Source organism: Puniceicoccus vermicola (assembly GCF_014230055.1).
Taxonomy (GTDB): Bacteria; Verrucomicrobiota; Verrucomicrobiia; order Opitutales; family Puniceicoccaceae; genus Puniceicoccus; species Puniceicoccus vermicola.
Map to the genome: position 1 here is coordinate 180,941 of NZ_JACHVA010000101.1, position 18,051 is coordinate 198,991.

An 18,051-nucleotide genomic window follows, 5' to 3' on the forward strand; every position below is an offset into this window, starting at 1 on the left:
CACTTCGTTTTCTCGAACCTAGATGGCATGAATTCCAAACTTTTTTCCGAAGAACACAAAGCCGATGTCTGCGTCGTAGGTGGCGGTATGACCGGTCTCATCGCCGCCGTGGCCGCAGCCCGTCGTGGAGCGCAGGTTGTCTTAATCCATGATCGTCCGGTTCTCGGAGGCAACGCCTCGTCGGAAGTCCGAATGTGGATCTGCGGAGCGCATGGGCATGATCGGAAGGAGACTGGGATTCTGGAAGAAATTCAGCTCCTGAATCTATCGCGCAACCCGAAAGGCAACTACTCCGTTTGGGACAGTGTTCTTTTCGAGTTCGCCAAGATGACCCCGGGATTGACGACGCTTTTGAACTGCAGTTGCAACGACGTGACCATGGACGGCGACCGCATTACCGGTGTCAACGCATGGCAGCTCACGACCCAAACCTGGCATTCGGTGAAGGCCGACATTTTCATCGATTGCTCGGGGGACTCGATTTTGGCGCCACTCACCGGTGCAGAGGTACGCTGGGGTCGGGAGTCCCGTGAGGAAACGGGCGAGCCGATCGCGCCCCTGAAGTCGGATTTGAAGACCATGGGGAACACCATTCTTCTGCAGCTGGAAGAAACGAATGAGCCTCAGGAGTTTACCCCTCCGGAATGGGCTTATGTTTTTGACGACGAGTCGAACCTTCCCTCACGCGTCGGGAGTGGTTTCGGGCACAACTTCTGGTGGTTGGAGATCGGGGGCCTTCAGGACACGATTCGCGATTCTGAGGTGATCTATGAGGAGTTGGTCAAGGCTGCGTGGGGCGTCTGGGACTACATGAAGAACCGGGGTCCGCAGGCCGAAAAGCTGAAAAACTGGCGTCTCGGTTGGTTGGGCTCTCTGCCCGGCAAGCGGGAGAATCGCCGGTATGTGGGACCTCACGTCCTGACCCAGATGGACGTGGAATCCGAGGGGCAGTTTGATGACATCGTCGGGTACGGCGGGTGGAGTATGGATGACCATCACCCGGCGGGTATCTACTATCCGGGCAAGGCGACGATCTTTCATCCAGCTCCCTCTCCCTACGGTATTCCGTTTCGCTGTTTGTATTCGAAATCCATCCCCAACTTGCTCTGTGCAGGGCGAAACATTTCGGCGACGCATGCGGCCCTTTCCTCCACTCGGGTGATGGCAACCTGTTCGATTCTCGGTCAGGCGGTCGGCACGGCGGCCGCAATTTGTGTGGAGGACGGTTGTCTTCCGGCCGAAGTGAGTGCGAGCAAAGTCGATCGGTTGCAGTCTCAACTCATGGAGGATGATTGTTGGCTACCAGGCCGCACCCGTGAAGTTTCGCCTTTGATGAAGGCGGCCAAGCTATCGGCTTCGAGCGGGCAAGATCCTGCGGTGCTTCTCGACGGGCATGAGAGAGAGCCGGACAAAGAAGTCCACGCTTGGACGGGTCCCTTTGGTGCTTCCGTGGAGATGCAGTGGGAGGCCCCGCAGGAGATCGAATGCCTGCGTTTGGTCTTCGACAGTGACCTCCGTAACGACAAACGGATGCTCTGCCGCTACGGATTGAAGGATAAGCCCATGCAAGTCCCGGAGACGATGGTTCGCGAGTTTAGCATTTCGGTGAAGACCTCCGAGGACGACTGGACCGAGCTCCATCGGATTCAGGATAACGCCCGTCGCCTTTGGGTTCTTCCAGTGGGGCAAAAAGTAGTCGGAATCCGCTGGACAGGAGATTCTTCCTGGGGGGATCCTGAACTACGTCTCTATAGTCTGGAAGCGTCTTCCACGCCTATGCCTTTGACGAAAACGCATGAGACCGGCAAACGCTGGACCGAGGTCGTGGGTGCGCTTCCGGCTGCAGATTTGGCCGAACCCGACCACGGGCTGGAAAACAAAGGTCGTGGCACTTCACGGGTGGGGGCGTAGGAACACTGGGCAGGCCGAGTCTTTCTCAGGAATTTCGGATAGTGAAAATCAATCGAACCCCTTTTCGTAATTCGTGAAGGAGCAGCCTCCCGAACCGCGCCTGCGGGATGTGCGGTACGGAGAAATTGTTTGGCCTGGGTGTCGAGCCGGAAAAGTGAGGAATCTTCAAAGTAGCGCGAGCTTCCAGCTCTCGCACGTTGGAGCGGATCCAGTCTTTGGCAAAGGCGGACAGTCACAAAGTGCCCGGTCTCAGGACTCGACTTTTGACATCGTCCGCCCGTGCATCAGTCTGCTGCGGAAATGCAGCAATCCATCGAGTCCATCGTCCAGCACGCCACTGGAGCAGTCCGGGTAGAGGAATCCAGTGTCCTGCAAACGCTCTGGAGCGGCTATGGTTCGATTGTGCGTTATCGAGTCGAGGGCGCAAAGGTGCCTTCGGTGATCGTGAAGCACGTTTCGCCCCCGAGCGATGCGACTCATCCACGGGGTTGGAATACGGATATTTCGCATCGGCGGAAGCTGCATTCCTATGAAGTAGAAACGACTTGGTATCGGGACTTCGCCAACCGATGTCGCGAAAATTGCCGGGTGCCGCATTGTTGGGCGGTCGTGAAAGACGGGGATGAGGTGGTGATGGTTCTGGAAGATCTGGATGCCTCGGGCTTTCCCGGTCGGAGGGCCTCTGTGTCCGAAGGAGAACGGAAGGCTTGTCTCCACTGGCTCGCGCACTTCCATGCTCAGTTTCTCGGGGAAAAGCCATCGGGCTTGTGGTCCAGTGGCACCTACTGGCATCTGGAAACCCGACCCGACGAATTGAAGGTATTGGCCGAGGAAGATGCCGAGCTTCATGCGGCTGCCGAGGCGATTGATACACGGCTTAAAGCGAGCCCCTTTCAGACCTGGGTGCACGGCGATGCGAAGTTGGCGAATTTTTGCTTTTCCGAAACGGGAAGTGCAGTGGCGGCCGTCGATTTTCAGTACGTTGGGGGTGGATGCGGGATGAAGGACGTCGCCTATTTCATTGGGAGTTGTCTCCGTGAGGAGGAATGTGATGCCGCGGAAGAGAGCCTCTTGGATTTCTACTTTCAAAGCCTGCGCGAAGCGGTGCTTGCAAACGGCAAAGGAGTCGACCCCGACGCGTTGGAGTCCGATTGGCGGGCGTTGTATCCCGTCGCTTGGACTGATTTTCATCGTTTTCTCAAAGGCTGGAGTCCGGGCCATTGGAAGATTCACAGCTATAGCGAACGACTCGCTCGTTCGGTGGTGGCCGCATGGAAGAAGGGAACCACTAAATGAGGTTGAGCTCTCAACAACTCTCAGAGTTAGCCAATCTTGCCTGTGAAGCTGCGGAAGGGGCGGGTGCCTTGATCGCTGGCTATGATGTGGGGGATTTTACCGTACAGCAAAAAGCTGGCGGCGACAGTCTCGCATCCCAGGTCGTGACCGAGGTCGACGAGAAGAGTCAGGCATTCATTCTGGATCGCTTGGAGTCGAGTTTTCGCCGCTATGATCTCGCTCTTTTGGCTGAGGAGGAGGCGGACGATGGCAGTCGACTGGAAAAGGACTACTTCTGGTGTATTGATCCCCTGGACGGCACCTTACCTTTCACTCGTGGGCTTCCCGGATATGCGGTCGCGATCGCCTTGGTGAGCCGGGCGGGGGAGGCCGTTATCGGTGTAGTCTATGATCCGGTCGAGAAATGTCTCTACCGTTCCGTTCAGGGACAGGGAATGACGATCAACGGGGATCGCTTTCGAGTCGATCCGATCGCCAACCGGGGTGACCAGCCGTTGAATATCTATTGCGACTGCGGACTTGCCGATTTCCCGGAAAAAGAAGCCCGCTTTCAGGAATGGGACCGTTTGGCTCGTGCGCTCGGCTACTCGGGAGCCCACTGTATCATCAGTGGTGGTGCGGTAATGAACGCATGTGCCGTCTTACAAAATCCTCCTGCGGTGTACTTCAAAAAGCCTAAAGCGCAGGCGGGTGGGGGCTCAATCTGGGATTTTGCGGCGACGGCCTGCTTGTTTCGTGAGGCTGGTGCCGTGGCTACGGATTTCGCCGGGGAGCCTTTACTCCTGAACTCGCCAGATTCAACTTTTATGAATCATTGTGGCGTCTGGTTTGGAACGGACGCGAAATCGCCGAGTTAACTTTTGGCGCCTGGCGGATATTTTGATCAAGAGAGATCCGTTGCCTTCGTGGTAAACCTTGTAGCGGAATGGCGATAGCCATTTCTACGGACAGGCGATCGGAGAAAGGGATTTCAGCGGAGGGCAACGAAATCGCTATCGCGCTTCCGTTCCGAAAGATCCGTTGCCTTCGTGGTAAACCTTGGAGAGGAATGGCGATAGCCATTTCTACGGACAGGCGATCGGAGGAAGGGATTTCAGTGGAGGGCAACGAAATCGCTATCGCGCTTCCGCTCCGGTAGATCCGTCGCCTTCGTGGTAGTCCTTGGAGAGGAATGGCGATAGCCATTTCTACGGACTGGCGGTCGGAGAAAGGGTTTTTAGCGGAGGGCAACGAAATCGCTATCGCGCTTCCGCTCCGAAAGATCTGTTTCCTTCGTGGTATTCCTTGTAGAGGAATGGCGATAGCCATTTCTACGGACTGGCGGTCGGAGAAAGGGTTTTCAGCGGAGGGCAACGAAATCGCTATAGCGCTTCCGCTCCGAAAGATCCGTTGCCTTCGTGGCAATCGTTGTAGAGGAATGGCGATAGCCGTTTCTACGGTAAGGCGGTTGGAGAAAGGCTGATCCCTTACCGATGTGCAGCCACGGTGATGACGATCGACTTTGAGGTCGGGGTTTGGCTCGTTTCGGCGGCGGACTCTACGGGGACGAGAACATTGGCCTCCGGGTAATAGGCAGCGGCGCATCCCTTCGGGGTATCGTAGGGAATGACGAGGAAGAGTTCGGCGGTTCGTTCGACTCCTTGAAAGTGACTGGTGATATTAACGGGTTGTTCGGCGACGAGGTTCCGTTCCTTCATGTCCTCGCGGTTCATGAAGATTATGCGGCGTTCATTCTGGATTCCGCGGTAGCGGTCGTTGTTTCCGTAAATAGTGGTGTTGAACTGGTCGTGGCTGCGGAAGGTTTGCAGCAGGAGTTGGCCCTCCTCCAATTGAATCGGCGAGAGCGGATTGATCGAGAATTCTGCCTTGCCACTATCGGTTTCAAAAACTCGTTCCTTGACCCCGTTGGGGAGATAGAATCCTCCCTTGCGACGGGCTCTTTGGTTAAAATCCTCAAACCCGGGAACGACTGCCTCGATCTTTTCGCGAATGCGGTCGTAGTTCTCCTCAAAGGATTCCCATGGGGTTGTTGATCGTTCTCCCAAGGTCGCGCGAGCGAGTCGGCAGATGATCGCGGGCTCGCTGAGGAGGTCAGGGGAGGCTGGTTCAAGACGTCCCTCGGAGCTTTGAATGACGCCCATTGAGTTCTCGGTGGTAACGAATTGCGGGCCACTGGCTTGAAGGTCGGTCTCGGTTCGTCCCAGGCAGGGGAGGATGAGGGCTCGATCGCCCGTGACCAAGTGTCCTCGATTGAGCTTTGTGGACACTTGGACCGTGAGGCGACATTTGCGGAGGGCGGCTGCGGTATAGTGGGTGTCCGGTGAGGCGGAGAGAAAATTCCCTCCGAGGCCGAAGAACACCTGAACTTGGCCGGCGTGCATGGCTCGAATCGCGTCGACCGTGTCGTAGCCATGTTCTCGGGGTGCCTGAAAGTCGAATACATTTTCCAAGGTTTGGAGGAAGGATTCTGGCATTTTCTCCCAGATGCCCATGGTGCGATCACCCTGAACGTTGCTGTGGCCCCGGACGGGGCAAAGTCCACTGCGGGGACGCCCAATTTTGCCGGTGATGAGATGGAGGTTTACGACTTCGCGGATCGTGGCTACGGAGTTTCGGTGTTGGGTGAGGCCCATCGCCCAGCAGGTGATGGCCTCCTCGGACTCCGTGAAAGTGCGGGTCGCCCGTCGGATCTCTTCTTCGCTGAGGCCGGATTGTTCGACGATCGTGGACCAAGAGACCTTTTCCAGATCGTCGACCATCGCTTCGTATCCACAGGTGTGTTCGGCGATGAACTTCTGGTCGATGACGCCTCCGGGGGAAGTAGCTTCGTTTTCGAGGATGCACTTGAGCATGCCTTTCAGCAGCGCGAGGTCCCCGTTGAGTCTCACAGGCAAATGCTGTGAGGCCAGAGGGGTGGCTTTGCCGAGAATGCCGGAAAGTTTTTGGGGGTGGGAGAAGGCCTTGAGTCCGGTCTCGAAAAGAGGGTTTACGGAGATGATTTTACCGCCGTTCTGAACCGTCTTTTCCAGGGAGGAGAGCATCCGCGGGTGGTTCGTTCCCGGATTTTGACCGAAGATCATGAGGCAGTCGGTCTTTTCGATATCCTCCAGAGTCACGGTGCCTTTTCCGACGCCAATCGTCTCGGTCAGGGCGCTACCGCTGGACTCATGGCACATGTTGGAGCAGTCCGGTAGGTTATTGGTGCCGAACTGGCGGGCGAAGAGCTGATAAAGGAATGCGGCCTCGTTGCTGGCTCTCCCGGAGGTATAGAAGGCCGCTTCATCGGGGCTATCCAGTGACTGGAGCTCTTCGGCAATGAGGGAGAAGGCATCGTCCCATGAGATCGGGCGGTAGTGGCTGGCCTCCTTCTCGAGAACCATGGGAGTGGTCAGCCGGCCAACATCGTTGAGCCAGTAATCCGACTGTTCCGCGAGTTCGGTTACGGAGTATTTTTCGAAAAACTCGGCCCCGATGCGCTTGCGGGTGGTTTCGGTGGCCACCGCCTTCGCCCCATTCTCGCAGAACTCAAATCGTGAGCGCTCGTCGTCCGGATCGGGCCAGGCGCAGCTCGGGCAGTCGAAACCGCCTTTCTGGTTCAGTCGGTAGAGGGCTTGGGCACTCCGCTTCGTGCCAGCCTGTCCATGAAGATGTTTGAGGGAGTTCGTAACTGCCTTCCGGCCAACCGCTTTCTCTTTGGGAGCACCACGTTCGAGGTTCAGGAGTTTGCGAGGCGGTTCGGCGTCGGGTTGCATAGTCGGTTAGTCCAGAAAAAAGAATGAAGATTTATGGGGCGGTGCGGATGCGCTCTGGGCAGCTGTATAAATTGTATCGGTGATCCCGAAGGAAACCAATGAGGGTGAGATTGAAATCATTGGCAAGAGCAACGGCGAGGCTGGAAGGCGCACCAACGCCGGCGATGATGGGAATTCGGGCGATGAGGGCTTTCTGAATGATTTCGTAGCTCATGCGGCCACTGACGCAAAGAGTCTGGCCCGTGCAGGGGGACCGCTGATTCAGGAGGTTGGTTCCAATGGCCTTGTCGAGGGCGTTGTGGCGTCCGATGTCTTCGCGAACGACCTCGAGTTGACCGTCGGAGGAAAAGATCGCCGCGGCGTGGAGTCCTCCGGTTTGTTCGAAGGTGTTTTGCTGTTCCCTCATTTGCCGGGGGAGGCTGTGAATCCATTCGGAATCCACCTCGACTGGATCCTCGATCCGGAGCGACTTGGGAATTTCGAGATGGCCGAGAGAGACCGTGCCACAGGCGCCGCAGCTGGAGTGAACTGCGAAGTGGCGTTCCTTTGTTTTGGCGGAGGCGTCGAGGCCCTCCCGCAAGCGGATTCGGGCCCGATTCGGGGCGGCGTGATCATTGTCGGCCGTAAAATCGATCTCTTTGATGTCTTCGGCCCGCTGAATGATCCCTTCTGCATAGAGGAGTCCGTAGATCAATTCCTCATCATTCCCCGGTGTGCGCATCGTTACCGAGAAATTTCTCTCCACCCAGGATCCGCCCGACTGTGAGCATAGGCTGAGTTCAAGAGGATCTTCGATTGCGAGGAAATCCGTCTCGGGCGAATGAGCGAGATTGCCCTCAATCCGCTGACGAATGACTTTGATGGTCGATCGAACGGCGGGAGCGGATTGCGCTTGAGCTTTGGAGGCTATCATGGACGCCTTCTACTATGCCCGATTTTGAAGTCTCCGCAAGTGAGAGAATCGATGGGAGAGGGCGGAAAGAAGGTTTCTTTCCGCCCGAGTATTGCTTAAGCCATGTGCCCATTTCGTAGCATCGAGCCTTGCTCGATGATCGCAATGGAAGACCGGGAATCCAAGCTTCCTAGACCTTTGGCAGCCCTGAGTTGATCGGCGAAGCGGCGGTGCTACCGATCTCCCGTCGAATCACTCCGCTACTCTTCGGCCGAATCGCGGGCTATGGGTTCCCTATTCTTCCGGAATCTCCAGGGCGGTCACTCGATAAGCATTCCGGTTTCCCGACTTTCTGTAGATCAGAGTGAGGATACTCGCTTCAGGGGGAATGCGCAGTCGTTGGGCGTAGCGTTCGCGCCATTTCCCTTCTTCATTGGGCGCGCCAATTCGAATCGTCACGGAGAAATCTTGGTTCGGACCGAGTTCAGCGAGCTCAGATTCTCCAGGTTCCAACCGGATAGATTGTTGGTTGAAGAGACAAGCTACGGGAGTCGTTGTCAGGTTGTAGACCCGTGATTTCCCGGCTGGTATGCCGCGTTGAGAACTATCGACGGGGAATATATCGTATCCAGTGGATTCGCTTTTCGGGTAGAAGATCAGGAGCGATTGTTTCTGATTGGGAGGTAGACCGATTTTTCCGAGTGTTTTGCGCGAGAAGGAGTTGTTGGAAGTGGATACCTCCTGAAAAAACGTGAGTGGATCGGAGCTGGAGTATTCGTAGAGAGGTGAGATTCGTTGCGCCTCAGCTTTAATTTGAACGGTCTCTCCTTCCCCTGTTGGACAATATTCGATCAAAGGTGGTTCGTAGGGATCCATGAAATCGATCCCGTCTTCTTCCTTGTTTGAAGCTGCATTGCTATCCGGCGTTGGGACAGTCTGAACTCCGGGTGGATTCTCTCCGGGCCACAAATAGATTCGAAAGGAGACCACAGGGTGTGCTTTTTCGTCCTCTGCGTGAACGACTGAGAGAGACGTGAAAAACAGGGCTAGGAATATGGAGCGGAGATTCATTTCTGCCGTCAGTGTATTTAGTTCAACCAACGAAAGGAAACGACCTTATATCCTCTTCCAAAGATCCGATTGACGGAATCGGTAAGCGTTGAGGGGAGGGAGCTCTCCGGATCTGTGGATTTGAGGTATGGGGGAAGACGCTGAACGGTGGCTTCTGCGCGGGCTATTGACTTTTCATCTTCGAATACGTTGTTGTTTTCGCCATATAGATGGATGGTAAATGTATCGGAACGAGGGGTTAGCGTCGATCCCAACCGGGCGAGTAGGTCCGCCTGGGTGATCCATCCCGGAATTCCTTCGGATCGCCAGCCTTTCTGTGCATCGCCATTGAATCCATTTTCGGTACGAGCTTGGGTTTTAATGGATGCTGATTGCAGGGAGGTGTTGATCTGAGCATTGGCGCGATTGATCCCGAGATGGTTGGCTTCGGCCGTAGAGATTGAATCGGCCGATGCCAAGGCGGCGGCCAGTGGTCCCTTGAGCCGAAAGGCATCTGTGCCCAGAGTGTTGGGGGCGTCCCGATCCGGATCCCGATTGATGAAGTCTGCGAGCGATGTGAATGGCCCTCGCCACTTAATTTCTTGGACGATTTGATGGGCGAGGTTCTTGATTTGAGAGGAATTCAATGTGCGATAGCCGTGATAGCTCGCAGTTTCATATTCGTCGTCGGAGAGGGCGAAGGCCTCTCCCGGGGAGTCGTAAATACGGAGATAGGGGGCGCCTTCCTCTTGGTCGGGCTCAATAGTTTGTCCATAGCTATAAGCCAAAATTGCTCTCCAAGCCTCTTCCGAAGTCGAGTTGATGTTGAAGGCTCCGTCCAACAGAAAGTTGCTAGCAGCAGTTTCACTAGTCAGGGCGGAAGTGTCGCTTTCATTGAGCGGGACTAGTCTTTGATTGGAGGGATGCCTGCTCGTTGTGGAAGAAAGAGAGGAAAAGAAAAATGGATCCCACAGGGCCTCATTCAGCCAGTATGAATAGTCATAGTGCATTCCCTTAATGTTGGTGTAGGTAGTATTGAAATATTGGGAGGATGGAGGTGGGTAATCGGTCCAACGAGTGAATGTCTGGTCGGATTGGATGTTGGGATCGGCAAGGCTGTTACCGATCGCATAGGCGGGGATGAGATTGTCAAAGCGTCCCCACTTGATCCGATATTTTGTTTCCAGATTTTGAATGCGATTCAGGTCGGTTTCTGAGGTCACAATTGGGGCGGAGTAGTAGAGAGGAGCGTCCATCAGCTGACCGATCGATTGAAGCTCAGCTCGGTTGGGAGGAGAGGAGAATAGTATACTGCGCTCATTGAAGACAGGATTGACGGAGAACCCGGTTCCGGCTCGACTGCCAGATATGGGCAATCCGAAACTCTGGTCCTGCCCGTCTAGAGTTACGTAGGATTCGAAGGAAGGATTGTTGATCTTGGATTCGACGACGTCGCTGTTGTTTCGGAAATTGTGGTAGAAAATCGGGTTCGACCCATTGGCCGATGCACGGGGATTGTAGTTTGCTGTCCATTTCACGGAACGGTCGGATCCGCTCTCGACGAAGTTGTGAATCGACTTCATACCCACGCTTCCTTCCATGGAGGCAATTGGGCCGCCCATTGGCTGCATCATGGAGGGAGCCGCTGCATTGGATGCATATCCGGCTAGATAGAACGCTTCGAAAAGAACGCTTTCGTTGTCCCGTCGGACGAGGCGCACTGAATTGGAGAAGGACCGGCTTGGGATTAATTCGAAATCCGCTGGTGTGAAGCCGGAAGAGGCTGAGGTGAAGGTATTGCCAGTGGGGATGTGGTAGCTGGCGGAGGGACGGAAGCCTGGCGTGAGCTCAGATTCTCCTGACTTTGGCCGAGCCAGTCTCGTAAAAACGGGCAGCTCGGTGTTCCCATTGGGCGGTGAGAAGCAAACGGCTTCTCCAGGCATCAACTGGACGTTGCTTAGGTTGAGACTGAGTCGTGCGGAACCGGGGATCTTGACGTCATCTCGGGCTCCGTTGATTCGAATATCCCAACTTCCGAGGTACTGGTCGTAGTGGTGAATGTGTTCTGTGGAGGAGTTCGTTTGGTAGAAGGTTTGCCCGAAGTCCAGGCGATAGTCGGTCTCTTCCAAAGTCACGCTGTACGGATTCCACAGAGTGACGGCTGGCAGGAACTCGAGATAAACTGTGTATTCTCCATCGGCATTGGGGGTCGGATCGTAGCGAGGGAGGACATAGAGCTGAACTTGAGTGATGACTGGGTGAAAGCCGACCTGTGTTTGCGACTGGCGCTGGACTGGAAGTTGCCCGAGGAGGTTTGTCGTCGTGGTGGCCCAGTTTTGGAGTTGCGACCAGAGAGGACCCCCTGGATCGGAATCTAGTTGGACACCGCCAATCGGGTCGAAGATTTGTCCGGTGGGCATGAAAGAATTGTCATAGAGGGCGAGAGTCAGATCTTTTTTCAATCCTCCGTTGCGCGTGTCGGTCAGGAGCCCATAGCTGCGAGCGGTGAGATCGTGATAGCGGTCACGGAGAGCGGTGAGTTCGGTAGGATCGTTTGCACGCTGAGCAAGTTCGTTCACATATTGGGCCTGCTGGAGCTCGGCTCGCGAGAAGGATTCGATCCATCCCAGGTTGCTCATGAGGGTGATTTCGGCTTTTTGGGAGGAGAGAAGAAGATCGCCGGCAGTCTCGGAGCCGGCGGAGCTGAACTTGGCTTTAATGCCTTCGTCGCTCACCCAGAATGCGTATCCATTGTTTGGGCTGATCGATTGCAGAGGGGCGGTGACGGAATCGTCATCGGTCAGGAGTACCGATACAGGTAGAACCGAATCGGGAGTAGTGAAATCGGGATCTTCAGGGTCGAGGCCCGTGTTTCCGCTGATCAGCCAGGTGAGCAGATTTCCGGATTCGTCCCAGACCCCGGTCCAGTGATTGTGGTTTTGCCCATCGACTTCAGGAGTGGAAGGATCCGTATCCAGAAGGCTCGAAGACGCCGTGATTCGTGTGTCGGGCCCGGTTTGCTTTTGAAGTTCCCCGAGGGCAATGTTGAAGCTAAGAAGGGCATTCTGCTGGGCTTTGAGCCTGCCTAACTGATGGTTGGAATGCTGGGCTTCGATCCGAGTGAGGGTGGCGATCGCTATCAGTATCAGAAGCACGAAAGCCATCAGTGAAATCGAAATAATCAGGGCAAAGCCGGAGTCCATTGGGACGCCCAATGAGGTTGTTTGAGGCTGGGGTTGTGTGAGGTGGGGGCTACGCATTGGGTTGGGTAGTTAATCATTGGGGAGGCTCAGGTATCTCGTCCGTTTGTATATCCTGGCCCTCCTGCGGCTGTAAATCCTCCGCTTTTTCCTTCCAGATTGTCAGTCATCCAAAATGAGAAGAGATCGCCTCGATCCAATTTGAAATGGAACCGAACCCCTTCCTCTTCCAGGGAGTAGAGGTCTTTATTCTTCCAACGGATCTGTGCGCATGTGCTGTTGCCAACAAACCCGAGACAATCCTCGTGCGAGAGACCGGGGATAGGCTTTTCATCGGTGCCGATCGCGGCGACGCTCAGACGGGACCCAACCGTAGTGGCGTTGACGAAAAGGTGTCGGCCTTTAAATCGCATGCGCCTTGTTTGAAGTTCACTTCCAGGGTAGTTGGGGCGCATAGAGGCGAATCCGTCGCGGCGAATCTTGGCCAGGCCCATTGCTCCGTTCGAATACATGCCGTTGGTTCTCCAGTCCTCTGTAATACGGTTGGGATCGCCGCCATAAGCCGAATAGTAGAGCCAGAGTTCATCTCCAACGATGCAGCACATGCCTGCGCTGGATTCCACATATCCGAATTCCCATGAACCGTATTCACGACGGGCGGGAATGAAAGGCTGGCGGTCTGGTCGATACCAATGGCATCCGTCGCGACTGCTGCTTAAGTAGAGTTCAGTGAGTTTGGGCTCGCCCCGAGATTCACCGTGAGGATTGTTCGGACCGTGTAGGATTTGGTGAAATCCGATCATCATGCTCTCGTAGGCAATGGCATCGAAATTGTAGAGTTGGGCCGGGAAATATTTGCCGTGATCGAGGCAGTCGGCCCGCATCCAAGGGGTCATGCTTTCTTCGGTCCAACGAGCGCTTTCCAGGAAATGATCTCCTTCGTGGTAGTAGCGTGCACGACAGGCTAGCGGATGCCACTTTCGGATGCTTTGCACCCATTTTTGCCGAATTGGGTTGTAATACATCGTGCTGCGGTCGTCCATAGGTCCGGACTTCCCCCGAAAATCCCAGTGGACTCCATCCTTGGAGGTGTAAAGAAGCGCTTCAAAATTGTCGATCCATGGTGGGCCGACGGGATTGGGTTCGCGCATCAGCATCTTGTAGCGAGGTTCATCACCGGTCGCATTATGGTCGATGATGACACTGCCAGAATCTGGATGAACTTCTTGGGGGAGAATTAGATTTGTGCCCGGGACTATGTCGAGAGAGGGGCGTTCCCAATGGATCCCATCGCGGCTGATGGCTAGGGCTGCGTAGCCGAGGTAGCCGGTCATATACCACATCTTAAAGAGCTGGTAGCGATCGTCGAACCAGACGCCTCCACTTTTGGCAATGGCACACGGAGGAAATCGAGGGTCGGTTTCCTCTGCCGTCTCCGGCCAGAGAATGGGGTTCCCAGAGAACTTGGCGGGTTGGTGGTAGCAGGGGCTCATGCTTGTTCGATGAGCTTCCCATAGATAATCGTCTAGAAAAAGTTGTCGGCCAGGTTGGAGTTCGATTATGTCCGGGATTTGCTTTAGATAGGGGACTTGAATGGGTTGATTGTTATTGAGGTCGTTGGGGTGAGGAAATGAATTCATACTCAAAAATTTTGAATGCGAGAGGTCGAAATGAGTTGGTTTTCAAGATCTAAGAGACTTGCGTTGTCCGAAGATGGTTTATTTGTATTTTTGTATGAGACTCCATTCGGTTTGTAAAATGAACTATATAGTCTATTTGTAAGATCTTACTATGTCTGACGATGCGCTTGCAGTTTGGGATTCCGTAATCCGCGATTATGGGTTCGAGTCGAAGGGGTCCCACTATGCGGGGCACTCTTATCTAATCCATCAGAGCAGTTTCGGTGTGGGGGCCGAGTTTCAGTTCCCGTCCGAGGACTATCGATGGAATGGCATGGAGCGAGGAGGCTCGGAAACGAATCGGTGGTTTACCTTTCAATGGACTCTGGAAGGCGAAGGAGAGCTTCGAGTAGAAGACAAGGTCTTTGCTCAGGGACCGGGCCAGGCCTTTTTGGTCCCGATCCCCTCAGAGCATGAATATAGGGTGTCCCCTTCGGGAAATGGATGGAAGTTCTTCTACTTATTCCTGAAGGATACGCATTGGGTGGTCGATCGGCTGACACGCGCTGTTTCGGACTGGGTTTACACCTTTCCGGTTGAGGGAGGATCTCGCTTTCAATCTGAAACGCTGCGAGTGATCGAGTTGATGTTTTCGGGTCATCTGGATGATCCATTCGAAGCGGAGAAGGCTGCGTTGTGCTGGATGCTTGAGGTCGAGAGGCACTTGTATCAGCTCAAGCATCCGGAGGATCCCCGGAAGGAATTACTTTTTATTGCGGACAAATTCTACCGGGAGAATCAGCAGCGTTCGTTTGGAGTAGAGGATTTCGCTCAGGTGCTGGGGATGGGACGTGCTCAGGCATCGATGCATTTCAAGCAGATTACCGGAATCTCCCCCGCTGCCTATTTCAATGAGTTACGTCTCAAAGATGCGATCTCACTTCTGAGGCAGGGGTTTAAGCTCCAATATATTGCCCGGGAGACCGGCTTCGCGGATGCGAACCATTTGTGTAAGGTATTTCGCCGCGTTTATCATATGTCGCCCGGACAATTTAAAAAGATTCATGCGATCAACCGAGTATTGGAAGTGGATGATGTGGCGGACCGCCTGATTACAGATAGACAATAATTCGGACATCGAGGGCATTTACCGCTGGGCGACCCTTCCTTATGATGGAAGGGATGCCTTTAGCAAAAATAGGAAAATCGGTAGCGGACCAGGGGGATGAACTCGTATGAGTCTGGAGACCCCCAAAATCGCAGGGGTGGACGACATTGTCTCTCTGGGGATATTTCAATGGAGAATCTTGGATGGTTCCTTGACGATCCGCGATTCGGCTGGGCAGTCATTCCTTCTGCGTTCGGAGAACGCTTCATACTTTCAGCCTGTGGTCAACGGACGCAGGCTTTCAACGGAACTAGTGTCTGTCTCACGGGAGGGGGGCTCTGTCATCCTGCGCTATGCGGCGGAGGGTCTGGAAGAGATGCTGGTAGAGTTTACCGGGACGGAAGATCGGCTCGGGGTGGATTGCAGCTGCACGCTTCGGTTTTCGGAGAAGGTTGAACTGAATCGAATCGAGATTTTTCCTCCGGGCACGGAGTTGAATGCCTACGATGTCGTGAATTTCCGGAACCGGCATTATACTCCAGCGACGTGGCCTGAGTTGAATGTAGGTTCGGCCTTGGATACGGGAACCTATTCGGATGATTGGCAATTCGCTCCACATCCGACGGCTCTTCTCTTTCGACGGGATCGGCATGCGCTGTTTTGTGGTTTTCTCGATTTGCAGCCTAGCTTTGGAATGTCCCTGAGTGTCAAGCGAGGGGAAGTTGAAAGCTGGTTCTTGGATTTTGGCGATAGACCTCACGGATGGCAGATTCCGGGTGGTGAGAATCTTTTTGTTGGCCGGATGAGACTATTCACGCGCTCGAATGTCGAGGTGCATCAGATGTTTGCCCAGTTCGGAGATATGCTGATTGAGGAAAAAATCATCCCGGACGCTCAGGAGAAGGTCTTTCACGATTGGTGGAGAGAGCCGATTTATTGCACTTGGAACGATCAACGAATGCTGTCCAACGGACAGTTCGAAGCGGAGTTAGTCGACCAGACTGCCGATTCGGTATCCAGCGCGCTGGAGCAATTGAATGAGTCGATGGTTCGTCGGGCTGTAGAGGTTATTCAGCGCGAGAAGATTCCGGTTCGGACAATTTTGTTGGACGAAGGTTGGAATGTTGCGCGGGGTGATTGGAGGCCTCACACCCAGCGTTTTCCCGATCTTCGGCGATTGGTAAATGATCTCCATGAGCGTGGATTTAAGGTCATGGTTTGGTGGAATTGGGCTGAAATCGCCAAGGATGCAAAGATTCCCTCTCACGAATTGGCTGAGGGTGGATGGCTCAATCGAAGGGGATTTCGCTGGCGGGATTACTCCGATCGAAAAATTCAGGAGAGTTATTTGAAGCCTTTGATGCGAACGTTTTTCTCAGACGGACCCGGGTGTTATGATCTTGACGGGGTGAAGACGGATTTTCTTGCCGATAAGGTGCATCCAGAAAACCCGCTTTGCGATTCATCTTGGCGCGGCGAGGAGCAATATTTTTTGAAGGTTTTCGATCTGTTTTACTCAGAAATGAAGAGGCATAAGCCAGAGGCGTTGCATTTGGGTTGCGCGGGAAACTACTGGCTTTCGCCCTATATCGATCTAAACCGGACCTACGATGTTCATACCAGTAATTGGAGGGAGCACGAAGAGCGTGCCCGCATGTTAAAGAGCACCTGCCCGGGGGTCACCGTCTCGTATGACATGCATGAATTTGATGAATCTCTTGACGAATACTTCGCATCGGCTTCCCGAATGCAGGCCTGCGTTGAGGTGGGGAATGTATTGGCTCTTCGCGACAACTTCTTTTCAAAGCCTCGTGTAGCAGATTCAGAGCACTGGGAGGTGCTTCGGAGAGGTTGTGCTGGGTGATTGCGGTTTCTACAGATAGACCATAGTTCGGACACTTGGACTATTGTCGAATATCGCACCATTTTATACAATTTGAACATATGAATTACCCCAACTTAAAGACTTACTGCCGGTTTCCCGGTTCAGGAAAAATTCGTTCCTCTCTTCTCGCTGCGGCCTGTTTGGTGGGGGCAACGGTGGAGGCCGAGATGCTCTATTATTTGCCTTTCGATGATGGCACCAGTTTCAGCTTGGCCAATAGTGGGAGCCAGGGTGGGGTAGCTTCTGTCAGTAGCGGATCACCCTCGGGGTCTACATCGCAACTTCCTTCGTCACTAGGGGGCGGGGCTTCTCTCTATTTAGGTAATTCGGTTACATCAATCAGTTTGCCGAACAGTACCGATGTTTTGAGACAGGATACTGCTGGGGCGCAGATGACTCTTTCGACTTGGTTTTATGTGGATTCCGCCACACCTGCATGGATCGATTTCTTGAGCGTGAATGGTCAGAGCGGCTGGCAGTATTCAATGTCTGGAGGCACTGGCGCAAATGCGCGAAAATTGAGAATTACGGCGAACGGAGTCCAGAGGTATTCTAGTAATCAGTTTGCTTTGGGCGAATGGGTTCAGCTGGTCGCAACCTGGGACACTTCTGTAGGATATGATGCCTTTATTGACGGCACTTACAGTGATTTCAATCAGGACAATGCATTCTCAGCGGGCGGGCCTTACACTGATTCGATTCTTCTTAAGGGAGGACAAGCGCCGATCTATTTTGATGATCTTGCTATCTGGAATGGGATTCTCACAGATGGCCAAGCCCGTTCGCTGAGCCAGGCTCCCGAGCAGCTGACGGGGTATAACGCCGGAATTATGAATTCCCTCTTTGAGGAATGGGAAACTGGCGCTGCGGGTGGTTCGACGGTGATTGTAGATGACCTGGAGTGGGATTATGCTTCCGGTTTCGATACGACGGGGAAATCCGCCGGAGATGTTTGGCAAGAGGGCGGGAACTACTACATTTGGTTGGACGGAGAAGGAGCAGAAGTTTCCGGTGTCTCCGCAGCGATACCCGAACCTTCCGCCTATGCGGGATGGATTGGGTTGATGTCGGTTCTGCTTCTTCTGATCCGTCGGAAATCTCGGGAGTGAAGATTGTTTCAGTCCTCTCATTTTGGATGTCTGGAACGAAGATCTCGGGCGCAACAGATGATTGAATGAGGCTTCTGCTGAGGCCTTTTGGAATAGAGAAAATCGCTTTGAAAGGCCCTTCCTCGGTGGATGAATGCAACCGGGGGAGGGCTTTTGTTGTAGTTCTTGAGACTTTATGATTCTGGCTTGATCGCTAAGGCCAGGAGAATGAAAGCGAGAGATCTCCTGC

11 protein-coding genes are annotated in these 18,051 nt (G+C 54.1%); 6 read left to right on the forward strand and 5 right to left on the reverse strand.

The window, feature by feature from the left end; translation table 11 throughout:
* Positions 1–27 precede the first annotated feature (27 nt).
* The 3 genes from H5P30_RS12940 to H5P30_RS12950 all read left to right on the forward strand — a co-directional run bounded on the left by H5P30_RS12940 (position 28) and on the right by H5P30_RS12950 (position 4,064).
* Positions 28–1,911 carry an FAD-dependent oxidoreductase gene (locus tag H5P30_RS12940; RefSeq protein ID WP_185693348.1) on the forward strand — a complete coding sequence of 628 codons (1,884 nt, stop codon included), beginning with the start codon at positions 28–30 and terminating at the stop codon, positions 1,909–1,911.
* A gap of 300 nt (positions 1,912–2,211) precedes the next feature.
* On the forward strand, positions 2,212–3,207 hold the full coding sequence (locus H5P30_RS12945) for a phosphotransferase (RefSeq protein ID WP_185693349.1): 996 nt from the start codon (positions 2,212–2,214) through the stop codon (positions 3,205–3,207).
* On the forward strand, positions 3,204–4,064 hold the full coding sequence (locus H5P30_RS12950; RefSeq protein ID WP_185693350.1) for a 3'(2'),5'-bisphosphate nucleotidase CysQ family protein: 861 nt from the start codon (positions 3,204–3,206) through the stop codon (positions 4,062–4,064). Before H5P30_RS12945 ends, H5P30_RS12950 begins: the two co-directional genes overlap by 4 nt.
* Positions 4,065–4,673: 609 nt before the next feature.
* Here the strand turns inward: H5P30_RS12950 and H5P30_RS12955 are convergent.
* From H5P30_RS12955 to H5P30_RS12975, 5 genes are all read right to left on the reverse strand, one after another.
* Positions 4,674–6,959 carry an FdhF/YdeP family oxidoreductase gene (locus H5P30_RS12955; protein WP_185693351.1) on the reverse strand — a complete coding sequence of 762 codons (2,286 nt, stop codon included), beginning with the start codon at positions 6,957–6,959 and terminating at the stop codon, positions 4,674–4,676.
* 31 nt (positions 6,960–6,990) lie between these two features.
* Positions 6,991–7,872, reverse strand: a complete 882-nt coding sequence (gene fdhD / locus H5P30_RS12960; protein ID WP_185693352.1) for a formate dehydrogenase accessory sulfurtransferase FdhD — start codon at positions 7,870–7,872, stop codon at positions 6,991–6,993.
* A gap of 273 nt (positions 7,873–8,145) precedes the next feature.
* Positions 8,146–8,922 (reverse strand): hypothetical protein, encoded by a 777-nt coding sequence (locus H5P30_RS12965; protein WP_185693353.1) that lies wholly within the window; start codon positions 8,920–8,922, stop codon positions 8,146–8,148.
* 17 nt (positions 8,923–8,939) lie between these two features.
* Positions 8,940–12,161, reverse strand: a complete 3,222-nt coding sequence (locus tag H5P30_RS12970; RefSeq protein ID WP_185693354.1) for a hypothetical protein — start codon at positions 12,159–12,161, stop codon at positions 8,940–8,942.
* Positions 12,162–12,190: 29 nt separating this feature from the next.
* Complete coding sequence (locus tag H5P30_RS12975; protein ID WP_185693355.1) at positions 12,191–13,741, reverse strand: glycosyl hydrolase family 32; 1,551 nt, start codon at positions 13,739–13,741, stop codon at positions 12,191–12,193.
* A gap of 151 nt (positions 13,742–13,892) precedes the next feature.
* Between H5P30_RS12975 and H5P30_RS12980 the strand changes: the two genes are divergently transcribed.
* From H5P30_RS12980 to H5P30_RS12990, 3 genes are all read left to right on the forward strand, one after another.
* The gene (locus tag H5P30_RS12980; RefSeq protein ID WP_185693356.1) at positions 13,893–14,849 is read left to right on the forward strand and encodes an AraC family transcriptional regulator; all 957 of its coding nucleotides are present in this window, start codon (positions 13,893–13,895) and stop codon (positions 14,847–14,849) included.
* 106 nt (positions 14,850–14,955) lie between these two features.
* The gene (locus H5P30_RS12985; protein WP_185693357.1) at positions 14,956–16,692 is read left to right on the forward strand and encodes a TIM-barrel domain-containing protein; all 1,737 of its coding nucleotides are present in this window, start codon (positions 14,956–14,958) and stop codon (positions 16,690–16,692) included.
* Positions 16,693–16,772: 80 nt separating this feature from the next.
* Positions 16,773–17,822 carry a LamG-like jellyroll fold domain-containing protein gene (locus H5P30_RS12990; RefSeq protein ID WP_185693358.1) on the forward strand — a complete coding sequence of 350 codons (1,050 nt, stop codon included), beginning with the start codon at positions 16,773–16,775 and terminating at the stop codon, positions 17,820–17,822.
* Positions 17,823–18,051: the final 229 nt, after the last annotated feature.

Bases quoted from the DNA above. Each gene is read 5' to 3' on its own strand.
- H5P30_RS12940 (WP_185693348.1), top strand. From the start codon at position 28: ATGAATTCCAAACTTTTTTCCGAAGAACACAAAGCCGATGTCTGCGTC.
- H5P30_RS12945 (WP_185693349.1), top strand. From the start codon at position 2,212: ATGCAGCAATCCATCGAGTCCATCGTCCAGCACGCCACTGGAGCAGTC.
- H5P30_RS12950 (WP_185693350.1), top strand. From the start codon at position 3,204: ATGAGGTTGAGCTCTCAACAACTCTCAGAGTTAGCCAATCTTGCCTGT.
- H5P30_RS12955 (WP_185693351.1), bottom strand. From the start codon at position 6,959: ATGCAACCCGACGCCGAACCGCCTCGCAAACTCCTGAACCTCGAACGT.
- fdhD (WP_185693352.1), bottom strand. From the start codon at position 7,872: ATGATAGCCTCCAAAGCTCAAGCGCAATCCGCTCCCGCCGTTCGATCG.
- H5P30_RS12965 (WP_185693353.1), bottom strand. From the start codon at position 8,922: ATGAATCTCCGCTCCATATTCCTAGCCCTGTTTTTCACGTCTCTCTCA.
- H5P30_RS12970 (WP_185693354.1), bottom strand. From the start codon at position 12,161: ATGCGTAGCCCCCACCTCACACAACCCCAGCCTCAAACAACCTCATTG.
- H5P30_RS12975 (WP_185693355.1), bottom strand. From the start codon at position 13,741: ATGAATTCATTTCCTCACCCCAACGACCTCAATAACAATCAACCCATT.
- H5P30_RS12980 (WP_185693356.1), top strand. From the start codon at position 13,893: ATGTCTGACGATGCGCTTGCAGTTTGGGATTCCGTAATCCGCGATTAT.
- H5P30_RS12985 (WP_185693357.1), top strand. From the start codon at position 14,956: ATGAGTCTGGAGACCCCCAAAATCGCAGGGGTGGACGACATTGTCTCT.
- H5P30_RS12990 (WP_185693358.1), top strand. From the start codon at position 16,773: ATGAATTACCCCAACTTAAAGACTTACTGCCGGTTTCCCGGTTCAGGA.